Source organism: Acinetobacter sp. BMW17 (assembly GCF_001592855.1).
Classification (GTDB): Bacteria; Pseudomonadota; Gammaproteobacteria; order Pseudomonadales; family Moraxellaceae; genus Acinetobacter; species Acinetobacter johnsonii.
Genome location: NZ_LSOD01000033.1, coordinates 1 through 21,253, shown reverse-complemented (window position 1 = coordinate 21,253; position 21,253 = coordinate 1). Strand labels below are relative to the sequence as shown.

Below are 21,253 nucleotides of genomic sequence, written 5' to 3'. Positions count from 1 at the left end.
AAGGACAAGCATCGTCATTTTATTATGGTCAGCCTCAGGGTGAAGTGTGTCTAATCAACAGGGTTTTCGGTCTCTAAGTACTTTTTAAAGGGAATTTCATCGACTCAAATCTCTATTTGCAACAGTGCCTTAAATTGTCATATAAAATCAGCAAGATAGTGCATTGTAAAAAGCCTATTCACCCTCGAATGGGCTTTTCATGGATTTATCACGTTTCACGATTTTTATAAGCTAAACTAAATATAATCGCCAATTTCAATTGAGTTAATCACCTACTTTCAAATACCGATATACCGCCTGACGACTAATTCCAAATGCCTGGCCTAATGCCATTTTTGAAGAGTACTTTCCTTCCTTCCATGCTTGTCTTAAAGCTTCAGCCTGGTCAGGTTTCAATTTATGTACACGACCTTTATATTTCCCTTGAGCAGAGGCTAGTTTTATTCCTTCCTTTTGCCGTTCCAGAATGATTTCACGTTCAAATTGTGCAAAGGCCCCCATCAGTTGCAGCATTAAATTATCCATCGGGGTAGATTGAGCAGTGAAAGTAATATTTTCTTTTACAAACTGGATGGAAATCCCTCGTTTGACCAGTTTATCTACTTCAGTGACCAAATCTTTTAAGCTTCGCGCAAAACGATCCATGGAATGTACTATCACCCTGTCCCCTTCCCGGACATAGTTCAACATTTCTTGAAATTTCGGTCGGTCGGTATTTTTACCCGAAGCACGGTCAACAAAAATCCGGTCGACTTCAATCCCCTCAAGTTGACGCCCAGTATTTTGCTCGACCGAACTCACTCGCACATAACCTACTTTTTGGCCTTTCACTCTTTCTCGCCCCAATTGGATAAAAATGAACAATTTTGTAAATTATAAATCTTTAATATCAAAGTTACATGTTACTTATGATTAAAAATCATTTAAATGGTACATGGTTTTACGAACTTTTAAAGTGTTACTTTAGGGTATACCTTAAAAAAACACAATGATTATAGTTATTTATTGAATAGTTTAAGAAGTTCCCGTAATGATTTATTGTGAAATCGGATAGAATAAGTTTGTAAACTGAGTACAAAATTTTCTTAATAAATAGTGCTCTTAAGCTTTTATAATATTGAATTCTATTTATGAGTAATTTACTAAAAAATATTCTTGATGTTTTAGAAAAAGAAGGTCCTCTTAAAGCAAGAAAAATTGCATTACTTTTGGATTCTACTCGAACTACTATTACTCATACGACTATTAACTCTGAGCTATATAAAGCCTTAGATTTAGAAGGTTTAACTAAGAACGAGCAAAATATATGGAGTTATGTACCCCCTAATATTATAAGAATATCTTTTGATAGTTCTTCTAGTTGGTTAAGTGCTTCAAATATTGAACAAGTATTAAAAAAGTATCCAAACTTATTGAATATGAAGTCTGAAATTGAGTTTCATTTTCCTAATAAACCTATATTTTTAGATTGTATACTTAAAATTCTAAGTTTAACTAACCAATTAGCATTGAGCGGTTCGAAAGTTACCCTTATGTTTGAAGGAAATTCAAAGGGTTTTAGCTACTTGGACCGGTGTGGTTTTTTTGATCAAATCCAGCCTAATGTAATAATTTTACCGTATAGACCAAACGAGTCTTCAGCTAAAAAATATAACTCTAATTCCGAAAACTTAGTTGAAATTTTTCCAATCAAAGATGTGTATGAAGGTTCAGAATTACCGCGTTTAAAAAAATGTATAAGTGGTGAGCTATCTGAAGATGAAAATAAAGTTATTCTGGGGAAACTTAGTCATCTAATAACAGAATTAATTACAAATATTAGAGATCATGGTAAATCTGAATTAGATGGTTATGTAGCTCTCCAAACCTATAATTTACCTAAGTATAAAAAAATTGTAGTTTCTGTATCTGATAGTGGTCCAGGATTGTTAGCTACTTTAAGAAATGAAGCATCTAAGTTAGAGAAATATAAGAATATTTTTGAGAAACTTGGTTTTAATGAAAGTTCTGCTGATATTGACTTGCTAACTTACATTCTAAACAAGGGCGGTATTTCTAGAACAGGAATGGATGGCCGAGGTATGGGCTTAGAACGAGGGAGCAGCAAATTAAAACTGATCGCTAATAAAAATAATGGTTTAGAGTCTAGTAATCTTAAATCAATTACATTATCTATAAGACAAAGAGATCAAGAAATCATTTTCCCTTATAGGGATGGTCTTCTAATTTCTGAAGAAGCTAAACAAAAAACAGGGTTAACGATATTACAAGGAACTCACTATGTTCTAACAATAATCCTTGACAAAATATAATAATCTGATTAAAAGAACAGCATGAACCAGATAGCCAAAATTATGAAACTAATAGATTTTACTAAAGAGAGCTCGCCTTATGGTACGCAAAAAGGGCGTGAAGTTTTTTCTTTAATGAGAGAGTTTATTGAAAAACATGCATCTAGTACTATTTTTGAATTGTCTTTTGAAGGTATAGAGTTTGTTGACTCTTCTTTTACTAGAGAAAGTATTATTCTTTTAGCTCAGCTTTATAAAGGGAAAAAAGGTTTGTATGTTTCTTATATCGAAGATCAAGATATCATCGATAATATAGATTATATAGCTCAAGTTTTGAAACAACCTATTGCTATAAAATTGGATCAGGGTATTCAAATTTTAGGTCCAAGGCTAACCAAAGCAAATTTAGAAATTTTAGAATTTATTCTTGAGCAAAAAAAAGTTACTACAGCCTTAGTTGCGAATGCGTTTGATATATCTGTTCCAAATGCTAGTAGCAAACTAAAAAAATTAGTTGATGATGGGTATATTCTGCGGTTTGAAGAAACAGCAGAAACAGGCGGCATAGAGTTCATTTACCAAAGTATCTGTTAAATCGAAAAAAATCTGCTTAAAAGTATTTACTTAAGCAGATTTTTGGTGTAGCTTTATTCCAGCAAGTTTTTTTTACAATCTGGTTAATAAAATTAATTTAACCAGATTAATCAGAATTCGGAGCTATACATGAAACAATTTGCTTATTCTCTCAGCGATTTAACCTTTAAACATGGATCTATTGAGGATCATTCCCCTATCGGATCTCAGCTATTGAGATCACTTGGATACTCTTCAAAGGACAATGTTCTTTTGTACCAGGTGCTTAATCAATCAGGTATGGAGGAAATCAGTCTTGAAGAGAGTATAGATTTTGAGAAGGGTGATAAGTTTTTTATCCTTGAAGGTGATCGTAGTTTTAAGTTAAAAATTGACGGCTTTAACTATGAGTGGCCTGAAAACAAAATTACTTTGAAGCATTTGAAAGTTCTAACAGGACTGAAAAATAAATCCTTCTTTTTATCTAAATCGGAAGAAGCAGATTTAATGATCAGTGAACAAACTGTTATTAACTTATCTGAAGCTGGTATTGAAGATATCTATACTCGATTGCCGAAGCAAACTTATGAGCTCAATGTTCAAGGTACAATCATTAAGGTAGATAAATCTCAAATTATTGTTTCTGAAGCATTATCTTTAGCAGGTATTCAAGATGCTGAGAATTATCAAATTATTTTAAAGATTCAAGGTGAGCCTAAACAAGAAGTCACATCAAATTCGGTAATAGATTTAGCAAAGCCTGGTATTGAAAAACTTCGACTAATTCCACGAGAAGTAAATAATGGGGATGCAGTTGTAAATAGTTTTCAGATTCTTCCAAAAGACAATGAATATTTAAACCAGGTGTTTGGAAATTTTCGAACTATTGTTGAGCAAAATCGTCGGTGGCTCATAGTTGATAACTACCAATTACCTGAAGGATACAGCCATCAAGTAATTTCCATCGCAATTGAAATCCCTATTGCCTATCCTCAAGCTGAAATTGATATGTTTTATACATATCCTCGAATTCAATTATCGACTGGTGCTATTCCATCTTGTACTGAAGTAGATCAATCAATTGAAGGTAAACTTTATCAACGATGGTCTCGGCATCGTAGTCCTCTTTCTGCTTGGAATCCAGCATGTGATAATGTTATTACACACTTTGCACTTATTGAAGAATCATTACTTCGTGAGGTGCAGCCATGATTTTACAAACTCATTTTAGAATCACGGATACCCATTTAGATGACTTAAAACGTCATCTATTTCCGGGAGATGGGTTAGAAGCCAGTGCTATAGCGCTTGCTTCATGCAACAAAATAAATGATCAAATTATTTTTTTGGTTCAAGATATTTTGTTAGTGCCGCATAGTGAATGTATTCGTAAAGTTGATTACTTAACTTGGCCTGGAAAATATATAGAAGAAGCGATTGAAAAGGGAGAGGGAAAAAATCTCAGTTTATTTTTAATTCACTCCCATCCATCAAGTCTAAATCAGTTTTCGATTGCTGATGATGAAAGTGATCAGAAAGTAATACCTTGTATTTTTGCAGCATATAACCAATTACATGGCTCAGTAATAGTGACACCTGAAGGAAAATTAACGGGGCGTTTCTATGATAAGAATTTATCCCCACAATATATTGATAAGTTCTTAATTGTAGGTCAAAACATTGAATTAGTTGCTCGACAATCGTCGAGCAACGTTATGCCTTTTTCAGCCGATATGACCCAAAGTCTAAAAAATTTTAAAGTTGGTGTTATAGGGGCATCTGGTACAGGATCAATTGTGATTGAAAACCTTGCCAGATTAGGAGTTGGGCATCTGGTCTTGATCGATGATGATGTTATTGAACATAAGAATCTTAATAGAATTCTTAATTCAACAATTCAGGACGCTAAGAATCAAAAAGCGAAGGTTAAAGTTCTAGCTGATGCTATTAACCAATATAGGTCTGATGTTGTCTTAACAGTATTAGATAGCAAGATTGGTACTCAGCAGGCTATTCTTGAGGCAGCAACTTGTGATGTTTTATTCAGTTGTGTTGATACAGTTTCAGCAAGGATGTATGTAGATTTAGTTGGTGAGTATTTTCTTTTACCTGTTTTTGATATCGGTGTAACAATCCCAACAGGATCAAAAAACGGAAAACCTTTTATTACAGAAGTGTGTGCCCGGCTAGATTATATCCAACCTCATAGAAGTTCTCTAAAAGATAGAAAAGTTTATACACCAGACTCTTTGAGAGCAGAATATTTGAAAGAAACTTCACCTGAAAGCTATGAAAAACAGTTGAAAGAAGGCTACTTTAAGGGTGTTCATGAGGAGGCCCCCTCTGTAATTTCGCTTAATATGCTTGCCGCAAGCTTTTGTATAAACGAGTTTATAGCTAGAACATTTTTGTTTCGACAAGAAAATAATTCTAATTATGCAAGAACTGTCGTTTGTCTAGGTGCCAATGAAGTTGAGTATTTTAGGGAAGATAGTTTTATATCCAATCCTAGAATTAACGTCGGTAAAGGTATCACTACTCCACTATTAGGAATACCTAACCTTGGAGGAATGAGATGAAACTATTATTTTTCAAATATCTAACTCTATTTTTAGATAAATTTTCTTCTCGCTCAGTAGTTCTAATAGAGGGTGACTCTTTGCCAGAAAATATGCCTATTAGATCTATAGTAGTTGCTGTTGAAGGTGAAGAGATTTGGTGTGTAGGTCTAAAGTGTCCATGTGGTTGTGGTTACACTATAGAGTTACCAATTATTAAAGAGGCTAGACCTCGTTGGGATCTGAATATTAATTCGCAAAATCAGATTAGTTTGTTTCCTTCAATTTTTCTGAAAAAAGGTTGTAAATCTCATTTTTGGATCAAAAATGGAAAAATTACATGGTGTAACTAGATCTGCACTTTGGTGTGGAATGTTTATTTGATAGGCATAATTTAAAATTTAATTATTGAAGGTTAACTTAAGAAGAAAAACACGATGAATATACTAGCAACAATTTTCTTTCCATTTTTAGTTAATAAAAAACTATGTTGGATTATTATTACAGGTATCGGGCTTTCATTGCTCATTAAAATCGGAATGGACTACCAACTCACGAAATTACATAGCCAAGTTTCGGGTACTTTATTAGAAGGCTTAGAACCATCTAGATTACTAAAACGTTATAACTATCTGATTATATGTATTCTTATTTGGACATTAGTTGCTTCAAGTAAAGAATATTTTAAGACTTTCAATAAATATTATTAAGAGAGAAAGAAATGTAAGGTAGATATAAAGGTAAGTATAATTCTTCAACCAGTTGGAATATTTGCACATACATTAGGCGAAATTAGCTGTGTATTCTTGGTTATTGATTTTGCTATAGGCTTTGCCTAGATAAGGATTTAATCTTTCCATTTAATATAATGGCTGTTATACGAAATCAAAAAGCTTAGATCCAAATCTAGGCTCTAAAATTCAAAAAAGACATAGAAATACTGAAAGCATCATTAATTATTAGAATATAAAAAAAGAAGTTAAAAAAAACTAGCTATAAGCTAGTTTTTCCTTCTTTGAAATTGCAGTAAGCGTCTAAGCGCTGTCGCGAGGGCCTTTCTGCCACGGTTTCCTTTGTATAAACAAAGTACATCTGATCAAATCAGATACCTCACCAATTAAGCCCAGTATATATTTATCTTTCTATATGTCAAGAAAACTAACAGAAAAAAACATTAAGCTAAGTCTTCAAGAGTAAACTCATGTTTTTCACAAGCTTCCTTGTACTTTAAGGCTTCTTTTAATTGTTCTTTTAAATCAATAAGTTCTTTCTGAAGTTCTTTATTGGTAGTGAAATAGTCAAAATATTGCCCTAAGTTTACTGCACTAAGTAACGCCTTATCTAAATTAATGCTATCTGTTTTAGATATCTTTAATCTATATGAACTATTACGAGGACGCTCTCTCGATTTTCTATAAGACTTATTAATTTCAATTGGAAGAATACGGGTGACAGCCACTGTTTGTATCATAGAACAGATCACCCAACTATCTATTTTTGGATCAAAATACACCGTTTCTTTGAGAGTATCCTGCTCAAGCTTAAAACAAGTTTTATCTCTGACATCTGGTGGTTGGGATGTGATTGGAACAACTTGAACCATATTATTGTGTACTTTAGTAACAATTGCTAATCGTCTTTTATGCATTTCACCATTTTGTACAGTTGAAACGTAACGCTTATTACTTCTCAAATGTTTGCCAGTATTAGCTTTATAAACACTAGAGTAATGCCCAAACTCAACCTCAACAAGCTTTCCCTTATGAAGTAGACTACCTATCCCACCTGCACCTCGTGCTTTATTTCTTTTAAGTGTTTGAGTTAAATATTCATCATTTTCAGTAGCAACTTCTTTCAAAATTACATTTAGTGAACGTATAGTTCCTAGAGCAGGAATATCCTTTACACCTAGCAACCTCCATCTATAACATTTTGATTTAATAAATTTTTTGTTAATATATATTTTTTTATCACTCTTCCACTCATATAGAAGAAACTCTTCAATATCTATAAGTTTTTCCTCACCTAAAAAATTACTCTGATTGTTATCATCATCCTGAAAATATTTAATTGAGAACATACGTGAGCTAATAAATAATTAATATAAAAGAGTTTTCCATTATAAAGCTTAAATAATATAACAATTTAAAAATAAGAAAAATTTTCTAAAAAAATAATCTTTTCCACTTCATTATTTAACATAAAATCTCTTATGCAAACTGAATTTTTAAGCCCAAAGTAGAAATGTCCGCTTTTAGAATACGCGCTTTTTCGATTTTCTTAGCGGACGGTTGGACTGCCACCACTCTCCTAGACAAATTTCGTTTATTCTTTTTGCATCGGAGAGTGGTGGCAGTCCAGGTTTGATATGTTGGTATCTACAAAATCGATGGCTATTCAGGAAGCCCAAAATTATTCAGCTCAACAAGTAGCCTTTCAAAGCTAAGTTCAAAGCGTTCAAATCCTTTGCACGATCTGCTGAAAACCCGAATTTCAAACAGATGTAATCACCTACCCAGGTTGGTCTTACAAATCTAATAGTTCTATAGTTAAATTTTTCAGCGATTTCGCAAAGAATTAGCAATAAATTAATAGTACATTCTAGACTGCATAATTCTTTTCGGAACGCCATTGTTTCAATAATAATTTCTTTTTCTTTATGCATACTCCAGACATCACCAAAGCGAATGAATAGTTCATCAACATCTATTTTTTTTGAACTGATGTAAATAGAAATACTTCTTTCCTCAGTATCGAAGTTATTCCTAAAAAAAATTGCACGAGCATCTACTGCTAGTTCTCGATAAAAAAAATTGTCAAATTTACAGACTATGAACATTTTTTCATCTTTTTTAATTAAATTTTTACTTTCAAAAAATTGCATATTAGCCTCCAAAAAACAGAAGTTACCACACAAAATCAAAAAAGTTAAGTGCATGATTTTAAATAAAAAAATATTAAATTAATATTTAATTTATTTATAAAAGATCATTAAAGAAATGTTTTGTTTCTTTAGAAAAAATCATTAAAAATAATTCTGAGCTTGTTTTAATCCAAGTTAACTTGTTGCTTTCTAATCTTGAAAATTCTGCGATAAGCTATTTTTTTAATAAGATTAGGGCTGCGCCCTTCTAAACGTTTAATCACAATTGGGAGTTCATTCGGGGCCTTGCGCACTAAATAATCATTCTCTACATATAGCACCGGCCCAGCTTGAGTGGCTGCAATAAAGTGTTCTTGGAGCACACGCGCTGCCATAGCAGCAATTTCAGATTCATTGTCACATTCATTTACTAGATTGATTTCTGACATATTGCCACACTCCTAGCGATGCCTATACAGAACAAATAACTAAAGAAAATTCTGCAAAAAGACCCTAATCAACACACATCATAGCTACCTTGGAGTAGATTTTTGCATCCCAAGAACACTCTCCCCTTGGATAATCATATCCTTTACAACTTCGAAAACTAATTTTTCAATACCTAAACGTGCTTTATCCGGGTCAGAATCGATCCAAGATAATGATGGAAATTCTTCGCAAAGGCCTACGTATTCTGCACTCTCAGCTACCCATTCAACTCGATACGAATAATGTATCTCCGTCTTTAAGCGAAATAAGACCGCCATCACTTTTAAGGCCTGTTTTGCATCTGCACGTAACTCGTCTATTTCTTGCTGAGTTAGATAATAATCATCTGAATATTTAAGCATATCTCATTTCATTGTTGAAGGCTGATGGAACATCAGTATCCCCTCTAGGTTAAGCCGTCTTCATTGATTTAAATCCTAGCGTAGCATTAATAATAGGTTTTAACTTTCAATAACCGTATTCAATAACATTATTTTGATACTTAATCTGTCTAAACTCAAGGTTTGGCGGGGCGTGTCCCTTAGCAGGTTTCACTGATACTAAATACATGGCAAGCTAGACGAATACTAATGCAGGGTGAGCAACTGCTTGAAGTGCCATCTGACGTAGGTGAAATAGCTTCCCCCTTACGTAGTAGTGCTGCTCCTTACGATCGCTTCATGAATAATTGCTGCCTTTAATTGTTTTTTGAATACATTTTTTTAAGTTTAGTATTTTCTACTTCCAGTTCTTTCAGCGATGCAATCAATGATCTATCCATACGACCATATTTGGCTCGTTATTTGTAAATAGTGAGCAGCACTTCTGCGCAAGGACTCATGCCCTGTTCATGACAAAAAACAGCTACAGGTATCCTAAACTCCACTTATTATAGAATAGACACAATCTGGCTGCTGTCAGTAAATTGAAATGTTTTCCTGCAGAATATTCTGCCTACATTTTAAGAGAAAATTCTACTTTTAGATTCTGTTATTTTTAGGAGGGATTACCCCATAAACTAATAAAAAAGATGAAATTTCACGCAAAAAATCAAGATAATAAGAAAAAATTTGATTTTGAAAAATATAAAGTTAAAAAAAATAAAAATTCTAAAATATTCACCAGAAAGCAACTTGGTATTATGCGTTTTATACGCATAACACGGACATTATAAGTTATTGTTTTATCGGTGCATATTAAAAACTATTTGAAAAATAGTAAATTAAAATTAAACAAAAACTATTTTTAAAAATACATATAATTCAATTACTTATATTTTAAATAAAAACTTATTTAAAATACACAAAATTACATGAATTTCAATCTAAAAATAAACACATTAAAAACAAAAACTTAGCAAATTATTTTTATTTTGTATAAATTTATTTAAATTCTATTAAAGTCAAAAATTTTGAATTAGTTGATAAATTGTAAGGGCACTCTATTGTTCAATAAGCCTTTACAGACCGCTTTGTTCAACACTATGAAGTTATGAAGTTATGAAGTTATGAAGTTATGAAGTTATGAGGTTATGAAGTTATGAAGTTATGAAGTTATGAAGTTATGAAGTTATGAAGTTATGAAGTTATGAAGTTATGAAGTTATGAAGTTAGGTTATTTAATCTTATAGATTAAATAACCTGTTCTTATTTTATTTAAAATTCTTATCAACTAGCTGCTTAAAATCTTCTAAATTCTGCTCTGCCAGTGACTCTAAAGCTATTCTTACAATACTAGATCTGTTAACACGAGCATTATTACTTTTGATAATTAACTCATCGATTAACTCACTTAATTCTTGATTTAAAGAAAAGGTACAACGAACGAATTTCTTTTGTGAAACTTCTAGATCCTTAACTCTTTTATCAGCTCCAGATATGAAATTTTCAACTAGTTTATCCTGATCTGAAAGCTCGTCAGTTTTCTTTTTTAAACCACTAAGACCTGCCATAGTTATACTCCTAAAAACTCTTGAGCTATCCCTTCAATTTCTGCTTTTGCTTTAGGATCACTTGTTACTTCAAAAACAGATAAGCCATTTTCATCTGCATCATCATAAACATTTCGATTTGTCGTAATTTGGTCTAAGGCTTTTATTCCGAACGATATACAGGCTTCTTTAGCATCTAGAATTCGCTGTACTTGTGACGGTAATGTTGGGCATTGTGTAATGATTGCTCTTGCATTCAAATCTGGATTCACTGCTCGCGCCAGTTTTAATACTTGCTCCATATGATCCAAAGTCTTTAGATCTCTACGTTTAGGTCTAAAAGGCAATAGCATATGTGTTGCTATAGTCATAGCAGAACGCAATGCTTCCGAATCTTGCCCACCAGCATCAATGATAATATCTTCATATCTTTTTGATAAATCTTTTAAAACTTGACGAATATTGCCTGAAGCTTGTACAGATGGAATATTCTTTAAATCCTCATTCTCATCACGCTCTTTAATCCAGTCAGTTGTTGTACCTTGAGGATCTGCATCTAGAAGCAGAACATCTCTATTTTTTTTTTGTAAATAAACAGCTAAGTTTTGGGCAAGGCAGCTTTTACCAGCTCCGCCTTTTTCACCACCTACTAAAATAATCATAAGTTATGTAAGTTACGTAATCTTGTTGAAAACAATGTACAAGTTTCAATCTCCTGAATCAACTATTGTGAAAAATAAAGTTAAAAAATAAAGTTATCCACAAGTAATGCTCTTTTTTAATTTTATATATAATTTTAAATTTATATTTATAGGCCCTTTGTATGCCTTATGTAGTCTAGTTCTTAGAGGATTTATATGGACGTTTTCCTGACAATAAGCGGACATTTTCCTTTATTTAAATGGACGTTTTCCTGACAATAAGTGGACATTTTCCTTTATTTAAATGGACGTTTTCCTGACATAAATGGACGTTTTCCTGACATAAATGGACATTTTCCTGGCATAAATAGATCTTCCATTAATGGTCATTAAGTGTTAATGTCCATTAATGATATTTGTTTCTCTAATCACAATATGGCAAATGTAATTTATAAAGATAATAACTTGATTGAAGCATCTTATGCGTTGACTCTGTCTGAACAACGCTTAATTTTAGTTGCGATTATTGCAGCTAGGGAAATTGAAAAAGAGCTTACATCGGATACCTTGCTAACAATACATGCATCTGAATACATGAAGCACTTTAATTTGGGTCGTCAAGCGGCCTATGAGGCTCTTCAGGGAGCGTGTGATAACTTGTTTGAACGTAGACTCACCTATAAGGCCATAGATCCTGTTACAGGTAAGCCAGCGGTCTACAAAAGCCGTTGGGTATCAAAAGTTGGCTATGTTAAAGAAGCTGCATGCGCTCAACTAATTTTTGCTCCTGATATTTTACAGCTTTTTGTAAAACTTGAAGAAAAATTTACCCGTTATGAATTAAAGCAAATTTCTCAATTATCTAGCGTATACGCTATACGGCTGTATGAACTTTTGATTAGATGGCGTAGCAAAGGCAAGCTGTATATTAGTATGGTTGAATTGCGTGATAAGTTAGGTTTACTTGAAAATGAATATAAAACCATGGGCGATTTTAAAAAGCGTGTATTGACGGTTGCCATAGATCAAATTAATAAACTTACTGATATAGAGGTAAGTTATGAGCAGAAAAAAGAAGGAAGAACAATTACACATATCGAATTTTCTTTTAATCAAAAAGCTTCCTTAATTGTTAGCGATAAGGTACTGGAACCGACATATCAGCTGACACCAAAACAATCTATATTTTTCGCTCAAAAATTGTGTGACCTTATCAAATATCCTGAATTCGGGGGGAAATATGCCAATGTAGGCGAAGAGATCGAAGCGTTTAAAGAAAGGATTTCACTTGAACTTCTCGACCCTGAAAAGGTAAAAAAGTATTATTCTGATTTGTTAAAAGTGGGCTATAAAGAAAAATATAAATCAGAAAAGGTGTCGTAATCTGAATAATAGAAATTCTTATTTTGAACCTACAGGAAAAATTTAGTCAGTCCTAGTAATGAATAACGCTAAATTTTCAGACTGTAATATTTGAAGTGAGGAGCCGATACAAGCGTCTCTGCCACAGATCATAGATCTTCAAATGATGAGCTATTTTTATTCTTGGGTGCTTTAAAACAGAGGGCATGGCACGTGCGATATGTATTTTTGCCTGAGAACTTCTACGCTTTTTCATCCAAACCTTTACTGAAGCTGTTTGACATTTTAACAGCGCATTATAGTCAATCACACTGAAGACCTACGCATTCGCTTCCACGGCAGTTACTCCACCATCCTGCATAAGTCTTTTCCATTTAAACAGCAAACTTGGCGAAATGCCATACCGTCTAACAACAGAAGAAACAGATGAGCCTAGTTGCATGGTCATAGCAACAAATTGGGCTTTCTCTTGACCGGAATAACATCAATGACGTTGAACTGATGTAATAACTTCAATACGCTCCATAGAACACTCCTTAATCTTAGTGCTATAACCAGGTCTTAATTGCAACGTTTCCGTTTTAATTAGGTGCTATTACATAAACCTCCAGAGGCTGATCTGTAAGGAATATAAATTTATAAAGTTACATAACTTATGCAACTTATGATCTTATGCCATCCGGAAGAGAATTATGAAATTGAAAAACTCTTCCGGTAATTCTTGTCAGGGATTTGTCCATATAGGGAAGTCCACCGCTGCAACTTAAAAATTCCTCTGATGAGAAAAACTCCCCGGGATTGATCTGCCAGGAATAAAAGTTACATAACTTATGCAACTTATGATCTTATGCCATCCGGAAGAGAATTATGAAATTGAAAAACTTTTCCGGTAATTCTTGTCAGGGATTTGTCCATATAGGGAAGTCCACCGCTGCAACTTAAAAATTCCTCTGATGAGAAAAACTCCCCGGGATTGATCTGCCAGGAATAAAAGTTACATAACTTATGCAACTTATGATCTTATGCCATCCGGAAGAGAATTATGAAATTGAAAAACTTTTCCGGTAATTCTTGTCAGGGATTTGTCCATATATGGAAGTCCACCGCTGCAACTTAAAAATTCCTCTGATGAGAAAAACGGCACTGTTGCAAATAGAAATTTGAGTCGATGATGTTCCTTTCAAAACGTGCTTAGAGACCGAAAACTCTATTCACTAGATACACTTCACCTTGAGGCTGACCATAAAAAATGACGAAGCTTGTCCTTTACGTAGTGCACGCATGACTTCAATACCTTTAATTGTGGCATAAGCCGTCTTCATAGATTTGAATCCTAATGTGGCCCTGATGATCCGCTTTAGCTTGCCATGATCACATTCGATCACGTTATTTTTATACTTAATCTGCCTGTGCTCAAGGTCTGGTGGACATTTTCCTTCCCGTTTTAACCGTGATAAAGCACGTCCATATGTGGGTGCTTTATCCGTGTTGATCACTTCTGGAATTTGCCACTTCTTCACATTATTTAAAATTTTTCCAAGAAAACAATATGCTGATTTGGTATTACGTCTAGAAGAAAGATAAAAATCAATGGTATTGATCCTAGACAAAATAATGGACAGCACGTCCCTCTAAAGATAACGTAACTTTAATCTTTGGAGATTCAAGAAATGGCTAAACGTTTTAGTCCCGAATTTAAACAGCATGCTATAGATGGAAACTGTTAAATGTTAAGGAGGTTGAAATACCAGATTGTTCAAGGTCATTGCATGTTATTTTGCAAGAAACACCCTCTATAGATGAAGAATTTTTAACAAAAACGTTAAAAGATAATAAAGCACGAGGACACGGAGGTATAAATCAATTACTTCATAAAGGGAAAATAGTTGAGGTAGAGTTTGGTCACTACCATAATGTTTTTAAAATAGCAAAGAATAAAAAATTAGGTACAAATAAGCGTTATAAATCCACAGTCCAAAATGGGGAAATGCATAAAAGAAGATTAGCTATAGTAGTAAAGGTACAACCAAACAATATGGTACAAGTTGTTCCGATTACATCTAAGGAACCACAAAGTGAAAATGATCAGTTGAATAGCCACCAAAATTCTAGACACATATAACCATCTTTTGATGAATCACTTCATAAGCTAATGGGAAACACTAATCATTGGAAGCACAACAGCTCTTTGAGCTATACCAAACTTCGATATATTCATCGATATCCGACTTCAGCTTGTCAAAAATCATTTCATCAGAAATATAAAAATAAGTACGGCTATTCAATTACATACACTATTCCTTGGGTTTATTTTCAGATTTTTACAAACATTCAATCAACAACTTCTTCTTTTCAAGACTAAATCAACATAAGTCTATGTTTTAAAATAATTAAATAATTTTTTTCAAGCTTACAATCTACAACTAAAGTCGACCTTCTCGATTTTTTGTTGACATGTCTAAAAAATCAAATATATTAATAATGATACGATATGTATCATTATACAAAAATATTTTAAATAGGATGTTTAAAATGATAGGGCTAATCGGAATAGTCTTGTCCCTAATATTGCTGATGTATTTAGCATATAAGGGCTTCAGCGTTATTGTTCTTGCACCAATACTTGCGTTATTTGCAGTTGCATGGAGTGGGCTCAGCAATGAGATACTTGGGTTTTATTCTCAAGTTTTCATGACAGGTTTAGGTGGCTACATCATCAAATATTTCCCACTCTTTTTATTAGGAGCTGTGTTTGGGAAATTAATGGATGACTCAGGTTCAGCTCGAACTATCGCCAATTTTTTTGTAGAAAAATTGGGACATAAAAGAGCGATGCTTTCTATCGTGCTTTCATGTTCGATTCTAACTTACGGTGGTGTTTCGTTATTTGTTGTTGGTTTTGCTGTATTCCCAATTGCATCTGCACTCTTTAAAGAACTTGGGATTCCGAAGCGTCTAATTCCTGCAGCAATCATGTTAGGTGCTCTTACTTTTACCATGACGGCATTACCTGGCACACCTGCTATTCAAAATGCTATTCCAATGCCATTTTTTAATACAGACCTATACGCGTCACCTGGCTTAGGAATACTGGCATCCATTTTTATTCTGGTTACAGGAATGTGGTGGTTAAACAAGCGTATTGCTAAAGCACATTTACATAATGAAGGTTATGGCAATCACTTTGAATCACACCACCGTGAAAGTGGATTAACTTCATCATCTCCAAGTTTACTGATTGCTTTTGCACCAATCCTAGTAGTTATAATTTCCAACCTACTGTTAACTAAAGTGATTTTACCTTCTCTGGATACGGCATATCTTTCTACTGATCAATTTGGAAATACTTCATTAAGTTCAGTCATTGGGCTATGGGCGATTATCTGTGCATTGGTCTTAGCTTGCTTAAGCATCATCGTTCTAAATTGGAAGGCCTTTGTTGATATCAAAGATTCAATTCAGCAAGGGGTGTCATCTTCATTCTTACCTATTTTTAATACGGCTTCTGAGGTGGGTTATGGCTCAGTCATCGCTTCATTGGCAGGTTTTATTATTCTGCGTGATTTTCTAATCGGTATTGCGCCAAGTAATCCACTAATTTCTGAAGCTATTGTTATCAATGTATTAGCAGGGATTACAGGCTCAGCTTCAGGTGGTCTTAGTATTGCCCTAAAAACAATGGGTGAAACCTATAAAAGTTTGGCACTAGAGCATGGGATTTCATTAGAACTCATGCACAGAGTCGCATCAATGGCCTCTGGCGCACTTGACTCACTTCCACACAATGGTGCCGTAATTACTATCATTACCTTATGTGGATTGACTCATAAACAATCTTATTACGACATGTTCATTGTCGCAGTTGTTATACCGCTGATTGCATTAAGTGGTGTCATTACCCTCGGCACAATATTTGGATCATTCTAGAAAATTCAATACCTTAACCCTATATGGTGAATAAAAAATGTCTCATACGATAAACCTTCCTCGAATTATGCAGGTTGGAAAAAATGCTCGAAGCCAGCTTCCTGCAATATTAAATAGCTTAGGCGCAAAAAAGCCTTTGATCATCACTGACAAAATGATGGTTACATTAGGTTATATCAATGAAATCCAGAACATACTCAAAACAGCAAATATTGAAAGCGACTATTTTGACGAGACTATTCCTGAGCCAACTTCTGCTTCAATCGAAGCAGGTGTAAATCATATTAGATCTCATCAATATGATTCCATCATTGCTGTAGGTGGCGGAAGCCCAATCGACAGTGCCAAAGCCATTAGTATTTTGGGCATGTTTGGTGGAGAAATTCGTGATTATAAATTTCCCCGACAAGTGAATGAGACTGGATTACCTATTATTGCTGTTCCAACAACAGCAGGTACAGGTTCAGAATGTACTCGATTTACCATCATTACTGATGATAAAACCAGTGAAAAAATGCTGTGCGCAGGGTTAGGTTTTTTACCTGTGGCTGCAATCGTAGACTATGAATTAACGATGTCAATGCCTGCCCGTACAACGGCTGATACTGGAATTGACGCACTCACGCATGCAATTGAAGCTTATGTTAGTAAAAAGGCAAGTCCATATAGTGATTCCCAAGCGATTGCAGCAATGAAGCTCATTGGTCCAAATATACAGACCGTTTTTCACGAACCAAATAATGAATCTGCACGTGAAAAAATGATGCTTGGATCTACATTTGCAGGTATCGCATTTTCCAATGCCTCTGTTGCTTTAGTACATGGTATGAGTCGACCGATTGGAGCTTTTTTCCATGTTCCGCATGGATTATCTAATGCAATGTTACTACCGATGATTACTGAGTTTTCAATACATGGTGCACCAGAACGTTATGCAGACTGTGCTAAAGCAATGGGTGTTGCCCATATGGATGACTCTGACAATGTTGCAAATCAGAAACTTATCCAAGCATTAATCGAAATAAATAGAGACCTCAAAGTTCCAACATTAGCTGAATTTGGAGCTGATAAACAATTTTTCGATGAAATTGTCGAAACAATGGCTGAACAAGCACTCGCATCTGGTTCACCTTCCAATAACCCTGTCGTTCCTACAGTCACCGAAATAGTTTCACTATATAAGCAACTCTGGTAAGGCATATTTAATTCATTTTTCCACATCAAGAGGATAGATCCACATGGAATTAATCGGGCATTTTATTAATGGGACTCTGAATACCCAACATGCAAGAACTCAACCTGTTTACAATCCATCAACAGGTGAACAAAGCAAGGAAGTAGCGCTTGCAACCAAAGCAACAGTTGAAGAAGCAATTGCCGCAGCTGAAGCAGCATTTCCTGAATGGCGAAATACTCCAGTGATTAAACGTGCACGTGTAATGTTTAAATTCAAAGAACTGCTGGAAAAAAATGCTGAAAAAATTTGCCAACTTATTGGTGAAGAACATGGAAAAATCATGCATGATGCTGCTGGCGAATTACAGCGTGGTATCGAAAACGTCGAGTATGCTTGTAGTGCACCTGAATTCTTAAAAGGCGAATTTAGTAAAAATGTTGGACCATCTATTGATTCTTGGAGCGAATTCCAGCCATTAGGTGTAGTCGCTGGAATTACTCCATTTAACTTTCCAGCGATGGTTCCACTTTGGATGTTCCCTATGGCTATTGTCTGTGGAAATACCTTTATTTTGAAACCTTCTGAGCGTGACCCATCATCTACTTTGTTTATCGCGCAGTTGATGAAAGAAGCTGGATTACCAGATGGCGTACTCAATGTGGTAAATGGTGATAAAGAAGCTGTTGATACTTTACTTTTAGATACTCGTGTACAGGCTGTGAGTTTTGTCGGATCTACAGCGATTGCTGAGTATATTTATAAAACTGCTACAGCATCAGGAAAACGCTGCCAAGCCCTTGGTGGTGCAAAAAATCACGCAATTGTGATGCCTGATGCAGATTTGGATAATGTAGTTAGCTCTTTACTTGGCGCTGCGTTTGGTTCTTCTGGCGAACGCTGTATGGCACTTTCGGTTGCTGTGGCGGTAGGCGATGAAATTGCAGACCAAATGATAACTAAGCTTTCTGAAGCGATGAGTTCACTCAAATATGGTCCTTATTTGGATAAAAATAACGATTTTGGACCACTCATTACAGCTCAACATAAAGCTAAGGTTGTAGGTTATATTAATAGTGCTGAAGAACAAGGTGCGAACATTGTGGTTGATGGTCGCGATGCTGCTCCAGTTGGTTATGAAAATGGTTTCTACGTTGGTGCCACACTCATTGATCAAGTCACTGCTGACATGACCAGTTATAAAGAAGAAATTTTTGGACCTGTATTACAAGTGATTCGTGTAAGTACAATGCAAGAAGCTATGAACCTTATTGATAATCATGAATATGGTAATGGTACTTGTATTTATACACGTGACGGTGAAGCAGCCCGCTATTTCAGTGATAACATTAAAGTTGGTATGGTCGGAGTTAATATTCCGCTTCCTGTACCTGTTGCTTATCATAGTTTTGGTGGTTGGAAACGTTCATTATTTGGTGACTTATATGCGTATGGTCCAGATGGTGCTCGTTTCTATACTCGACGCAAAACCATTACTCAACGTTGGCCAAGTGCGAATGTTAGAGAAGGCGCACAATTTTCTATGCCGACTTTAAACTAAGATTAGCAAACAAGATAAGGGGGGAAGCTGTTATAGCTTCCCTTTTTTATGTAGTATCAATCAGATGACTCAGGTCGTTGGCAGCTTGACGCAATAGTGGTTCAAAAGCCAAAAGATCATCTAATGATTTACGTATGGTCGGTGCATGTACATATAAACATGCAACAATCTCTTCTTTTCTAAAGATTGGAACTGAACACGCCACCATACCTGAGATAAATTCTTCGTTATCTGTTCCAATTTGATTTGAATAAATTTGACTTAAATTTTCTTCAAGCAAGATTGGATTTGTAATGGTATTTTTAGTCATTTGTTCAATAGACAGATGTTCCAATATTTTTTTTCTACGTTGATCTGATTGAAAACTCAGTAGTAATTTCCCACTGGATGTACACCATAGTGGCACAGTAGAACCAATCGGTAGATAGACTTGTAAGGGCCAATTGGTCTGGACACGGTCTGTGTATAGCATTTGATTGTTATGCAGTATAGCGATTCCACATGTTTCATTAATTTGCTCTGACAACTTTTGCAAAATCGCTAGTCTTTCTATTTTTAGAGGTTCTTGCTGCCATGCACTCATGAGCAAATCATAGGTTCGCTCGCCTACGATATACCCACCATAGGTATCAACCTTAATGAACTTTTCCTGCTCCAAGGTCTGCAACAGTCGATGGATACTAGGTTTAGGAATATCCAGTTCTACTGAGAGGTCTAAAGGGGTCGGAGGATGTTTGGCTGTTGAAATAGCCTCAATAATATCTAAAACTCGGGTTATTGATGAGCCTTTTCTATTCATTGTAAGTACTCGATAGTCAAAGGTAGTTACCTGTACAAAAAGAATAATATAATTTTTCAAATTATAAGTGATGTATAGGATTCATCCTAATGATTGCTGAATGTTTTTAGCATGTTGGGTTTTACAAATTAAATTAGAGCGGCCTTGTTGAACAAACCTACCGATAAAGTCTTATTCCGCTATATAATTTGCAAATGAATAAGCCTATAAAAGGGCAGCAACAGGTGTGCCAGACTCCGCTTGCTTTAATATGGACATGATCTGGTTGTCAGTAAATTTAGATGTTTTCATGCAGAATCTCCTGCTTGTATCTTAAGATAAAATTCTACTTTTAGATCCTATTATTTTTAGGGGGGATTACCGATCAACTACGTTTAGAGTTAGAAGATGCTATAAAATATAAAGAAGCCTGTATTAAAGCTTTATTCAGTTTGAATGACTTTGATTGACAAATATGTGCATACGTATATACTAAAGGTAATTGGTGAGGTATCTAATTAAGAATTAGATGTACTTTTGATAGTTCGCTATTAAAAGGAAACCGTGGCAGAAAGGCCCTCGCGACAGCGCTTAGACGCTTACTGCAACTACAAAATACAAAAGAAAGCCAGCTTATAGCTGGTTTTTTTTTGCTTGCTAATTTTTATGAGTTTTTTTAATTTAAAGCCTAGACTAGAGTCTAGGCTTATTGTTATCTGCACATTAGTATCTAATATTTAAATACTGACTCTCAATGTTTTATCTATCCCTTTAACCAATTCATCATAGTGCTGAAAGTTAATGAAATTAGCCTCATCGGTTCGATTCGCTAGGGTATTTAACAAAGTTTTCCCTGAGCTAAGGTCTAGCAGGATATTCTCAATAAAATTCTGAACAATCTGAACTTGATTATCATAAACAGTATCGACTTTATTTCTAGATAGAGGCTTTTTGGGTGCTACCATAAATGATTTTAAAAGAGTTATTCCCTCTTTTTGTTTTCCTTGTAGTAATGTTAGCGGCAGTGTAAAAATAACCCCCTAACGGCATTTAAAAACTGACCCCCTTGGTTAATATAGCGGTCATTTTGGACTGCTCAACATGTT

18 protein-coding genes and 3 pseudogenes are annotated in these 21,253 nt (G+C 34.6%); 11 read left to right on the top strand and 10 right to left on the bottom strand.

The annotated features are described in order from the left end of the window. Positions 1-77: pseudogene (locus AXW61_RS17510) on the top strand (IS6 family transposase); the annotation flags it as partial. 187 nt (positions 78-264) lie between these two features. On the opposite strand, the gene AXW61_RS10520 reads toward AXW61_RS17510, so the two are convergent. After that, entirely contained in the window at positions 265-831 is a 567-nt protein-coding gene (locus AXW61_RS10520; RefSeq protein WP_062034269.1) for a recombinase family protein, read from the bottom strand. Between the two features lie 299 nt (positions 832-1,130). On the opposite strand from AXW61_RS10520, the gene AXW61_RS10515 reads away from it, so the two are divergent. The 5 genes from AXW61_RS10515 to AXW61_RS10495 all read left to right on the top strand — a co-directional run bounded on the left by AXW61_RS10515 (position 1,131) and on the right by AXW61_RS10495 (position 5,775). Next, the gene (locus tag AXW61_RS10515) at positions 1,131-2,312 is read left to right on the top strand and encodes an ATP-binding protein (RefSeq protein WP_062034268.1); all 1,182 of its coding nucleotides are present in this window, start codon (positions 1,131-1,133) and stop codon (positions 2,310-2,312) included. Between the two features lie 21 nt (positions 2,313-2,333). Then, the gene (locus AXW61_RS10510) at positions 2,334-2,885 is read left to right on the top strand and encodes a helix-turn-helix domain-containing protein (RefSeq protein ID WP_062034267.1); all 552 of its coding nucleotides are present in this window, start codon (positions 2,334-2,336) and stop codon (positions 2,883-2,885) included. Between the two features lie 129 nt (positions 2,886-3,014). Beyond that, positions 3,015-4,076 carry an E2/UBC family protein gene (locus AXW61_RS10505; RefSeq protein ID WP_062034266.1) on the top strand — a complete coding sequence of 354 codons (1,062 nt, stop codon included), beginning with the start codon at positions 3,015-3,017 and terminating at the stop codon, positions 4,074-4,076. Then, positions 4,073-5,443 carry a ThiF family adenylyltransferase gene (locus tag AXW61_RS10500; RefSeq protein ID WP_062034265.1) on the top strand — a complete coding sequence of 457 codons (1,371 nt, stop codon included), beginning with the start codon at positions 4,073-4,075 and terminating at the stop codon, positions 5,441-5,443. The genes AXW61_RS10505 and AXW61_RS10500 overlap by 4 nt, the downstream gene beginning before the upstream one ends. Next, entirely contained in the window at positions 5,440-5,775 is a 336-nt protein-coding gene (locus tag AXW61_RS10495; RefSeq protein ID WP_062034264.1) for a DUF6527 family protein, read from the top strand. Before AXW61_RS10500 ends, AXW61_RS10495 begins: the two co-directional genes overlap by 4 nt. 821 nt (positions 5,776-6,596) lie before the next feature. On the opposite strand, the gene AXW61_RS10485 is transcribed toward AXW61_RS10495, so the two are convergent. The 6 genes from AXW61_RS10485 to AXW61_RS10460 all read right to left on the bottom strand — a co-directional run bounded on the left by AXW61_RS10485 (position 6,597) and on the right by AXW61_RS10460 (position 11,366). Then, positions 6,597-7,502, bottom strand: a complete 906-nt coding sequence (locus AXW61_RS10485; protein WP_062034262.1) for a type II toxin-antitoxin system PemK/MazF family toxin — start codon at positions 7,500-7,502, stop codon at positions 6,597-6,599. A 336-nt stretch (positions 7,503-7,838) separates the two neighbouring features. Next, positions 7,839-8,306 (bottom strand): hypothetical protein, encoded by a 468-nt coding sequence (locus tag AXW61_RS10480; protein WP_062034261.1) that lies wholly within the window; start codon positions 8,304-8,306, stop codon positions 7,839-7,841. A 164-nt stretch (positions 8,307-8,470) separates the two neighbouring features. Next, positions 8,471-8,734 carry a hypothetical protein gene (locus tag AXW61_RS10475; RefSeq protein WP_062034260.1) on the bottom strand — a complete coding sequence of 88 codons (264 nt, stop codon included), beginning with the start codon at positions 8,732-8,734 and terminating at the stop codon, positions 8,471-8,473. 84 nt (positions 8,735-8,818) lie between these two features. Next, positions 8,819-9,136, bottom strand: a complete 318-nt coding sequence (locus tag AXW61_RS10470; RefSeq protein ID WP_240487456.1) for an antitoxin HicB — start codon at positions 9,134-9,136, stop codon at positions 8,819-8,821. A gap of 1,289 nt (positions 9,137-10,425) precedes the next feature. Beyond that, the gene (locus tag AXW61_RS10465; RefSeq protein ID WP_004726796.1) at positions 10,426-10,725 is read right to left on the bottom strand and encodes a hypothetical protein; all 300 of its coding nucleotides are present in this window, start codon (positions 10,723-10,725) and stop codon (positions 10,426-10,428) included. A gap of 2 nt (positions 10,726-10,727) precedes the next feature. Continuing rightward, the gene (locus AXW61_RS10460) at positions 10,728-11,366 is read right to left on the bottom strand and encodes an AAA family ATPase (protein WP_062034259.1); all 639 of its coding nucleotides are present in this window, start codon (positions 11,364-11,366) and stop codon (positions 10,728-10,730) included. A 414-nt stretch (positions 11,367-11,780) separates the two neighbouring features. On the opposite strand from AXW61_RS10460, the gene repM reads away from it, so the two are divergent. Further along, positions 11,781-12,728 (top strand): replication initiation protein RepM, encoded by a 948-nt coding sequence (repM, locus tag AXW61_RS10455; RefSeq protein ID WP_205630086.1) that lies wholly within the window; start codon positions 11,781-11,783, stop codon positions 12,726-12,728. A gap of 307 nt (positions 12,729-13,035) precedes the next feature. Here repM and AXW61_RS17820 read toward each other — a convergent pair. Both AXW61_RS17820 and AXW61_RS10450 read right to left on the bottom strand, forming a co-directional pair. Further along, positions 13,036-13,233: pseudogene (locus AXW61_RS17820) on the bottom strand (transposase); the annotation flags it as partial. Between the two features lie 665 nt (positions 13,234-13,898). Further along, positions 13,899-14,311 (bottom strand): annotated as a pseudogene (locus AXW61_RS10450) (DDE-type integrase/transposase/recombinase); the annotation flags it as partial. Positions 14,312-14,484: 173 nt separating this feature from the next. On the opposite strand from AXW61_RS10450, the gene AXW61_RS10445 reads away from it, so the two are divergent. The 4 genes from AXW61_RS10445 to AXW61_RS10430 all read left to right on the top strand — a co-directional run bounded on the left by AXW61_RS10445 (position 14,485) and on the right by AXW61_RS10430 (position 19,369). Further along, a complete protein-coding gene (locus AXW61_RS10445) occupies positions 14,485-14,829 on the top strand; it encodes a hypothetical protein (RefSeq protein WP_155858670.1) in 345 nt (114 codons plus the stop codon). Between the two features lie 410 nt (positions 14,830-15,239). After that, positions 15,240-16,634, top strand: coding sequence for a GntP family permease (locus AXW61_RS10440; protein WP_062034256.1), 1,395 nt, complete (start codon positions 15,240-15,242; stop codon positions 16,632-16,634). 37 nt (positions 16,635-16,671) lie between these two features. Continuing rightward, positions 16,672-17,829, top strand: a complete 1,158-nt coding sequence (locus tag AXW61_RS10435; protein ID WP_062034255.1) for an iron-containing alcohol dehydrogenase — start codon at positions 16,672-16,674, stop codon at positions 17,827-17,829. A 43-nt stretch (positions 17,830-17,872) separates the two neighbouring features. Further along, the gene (locus AXW61_RS10430) at positions 17,873-19,369 is read left to right on the top strand and encodes a CoA-acylating methylmalonate-semialdehyde dehydrogenase (RefSeq protein ID WP_019836965.1); all 1,497 of its coding nucleotides are present in this window, start codon (positions 17,873-17,875) and stop codon (positions 19,367-19,369) included. A 46-nt stretch (positions 19,370-19,415) separates the two neighbouring features. Here the strand turns inward: AXW61_RS10430 and AXW61_RS10425 are convergent, their stop codons facing one another. Continuing rightward, positions 19,416-20,168, bottom strand: coding sequence for an IclR family transcriptional regulator (locus AXW61_RS10425; RefSeq protein WP_019836964.1), 753 nt, complete (start codon positions 20,166-20,168; stop codon positions 19,416-19,418). Between the last annotated feature and the right edge of the window lie 1,085 nt (positions 20,169-21,253).

Excerpts from the sequence above, each read along its gene's own strand:
- AXW61_RS10475 (WP_062034260.1), bottom strand. The coding sequence starts at position 8,734 with ATGTCAGAAATCAATCTAGTAAATGAATGTGACAATGAATCTGAAATT.
- AXW61_RS10430 (WP_019836965.1), top strand. The coding sequence starts at position 17,873 with ATGGAATTAATCGGGCATTTTATTAATGGGACTCTGAATACCCAACAT.
- AXW61_RS10510 (WP_062034267.1), top strand. The coding sequence starts at position 2,334 with ATGAACCAGATAGCCAAAATTATGAAACTAATAGATTTTACTAAAGAG.
- AXW61_RS10480 (WP_062034261.1), bottom strand. The coding sequence starts at position 8,306 with ATGCAATTTTTTGAAAGTAAAAATTTAATTAAAAAAGATGAAAAAATG.
- AXW61_RS10465 (WP_004726796.1), bottom strand. The coding sequence starts at position 10,725 with ATGGCAGGTCTTAGTGGTTTAAAAAAGAAAACTGACGAGCTTTCAGAT.
- AXW61_RS10495 (WP_062034264.1), top strand. The coding sequence starts at position 5,440 with ATGAAACTATTATTTTTCAAATATCTAACTCTATTTTTAGATAAATTT.
- AXW61_RS10425 (WP_019836964.1), bottom strand. The coding sequence starts at position 20,168 with ATGAATAGAAAAGGCTCATCAATAACCCGAGTTTTAGATATTATTGAG.
- AXW61_RS10485 (WP_062034262.1), bottom strand. The coding sequence starts at position 7,502 with ATGTTCTCAATTAAATATTTTCAGGATGATGATAACAATCAGAGTAAT.
- AXW61_RS10470 (WP_240487456.1), bottom strand. The coding sequence starts at position 9,136 with ATGCTTAAATATTCAGATGATTATTATCTAACTCAGCAAGAAATAGAC.
- AXW61_RS10515 (WP_062034268.1), top strand. The coding sequence starts at position 1,131 with ATGAGTAATTTACTAAAAAATATTCTTGATGTTTTAGAAAAAGAAGGT.
- AXW61_RS10440 (WP_062034256.1), top strand. The coding sequence starts at position 15,240 with ATGATAGGGCTAATCGGAATAGTCTTGTCCCTAATATTGCTGATGTAT.
- AXW61_RS10460 (WP_062034259.1), bottom strand. The coding sequence starts at position 11,366 with ATGATTATTTTAGTAGGTGGTGAAAAAGGCGGAGCTGGTAAAAGCTGC.
- AXW61_RS10500 (WP_062034265.1), top strand. The coding sequence starts at position 4,073 with ATGATTTTACAAACTCATTTTAGAATCACGGATACCCATTTAGATGAC.
- AXW61_RS10435 (WP_062034255.1), top strand. The coding sequence starts at position 16,672 with ATGTCTCATACGATAAACCTTCCTCGAATTATGCAGGTTGGAAAAAAT.
- AXW61_RS10505 (WP_062034266.1), top strand. The coding sequence starts at position 3,015 with ATGAAACAATTTGCTTATTCTCTCAGCGATTTAACCTTTAAACATGGA.
- repM (WP_205630086.1), top strand. The coding sequence starts at position 11,781 with ATGGCAAATGTAATTTATAAAGATAATAACTTGATTGAAGCATCTTAT.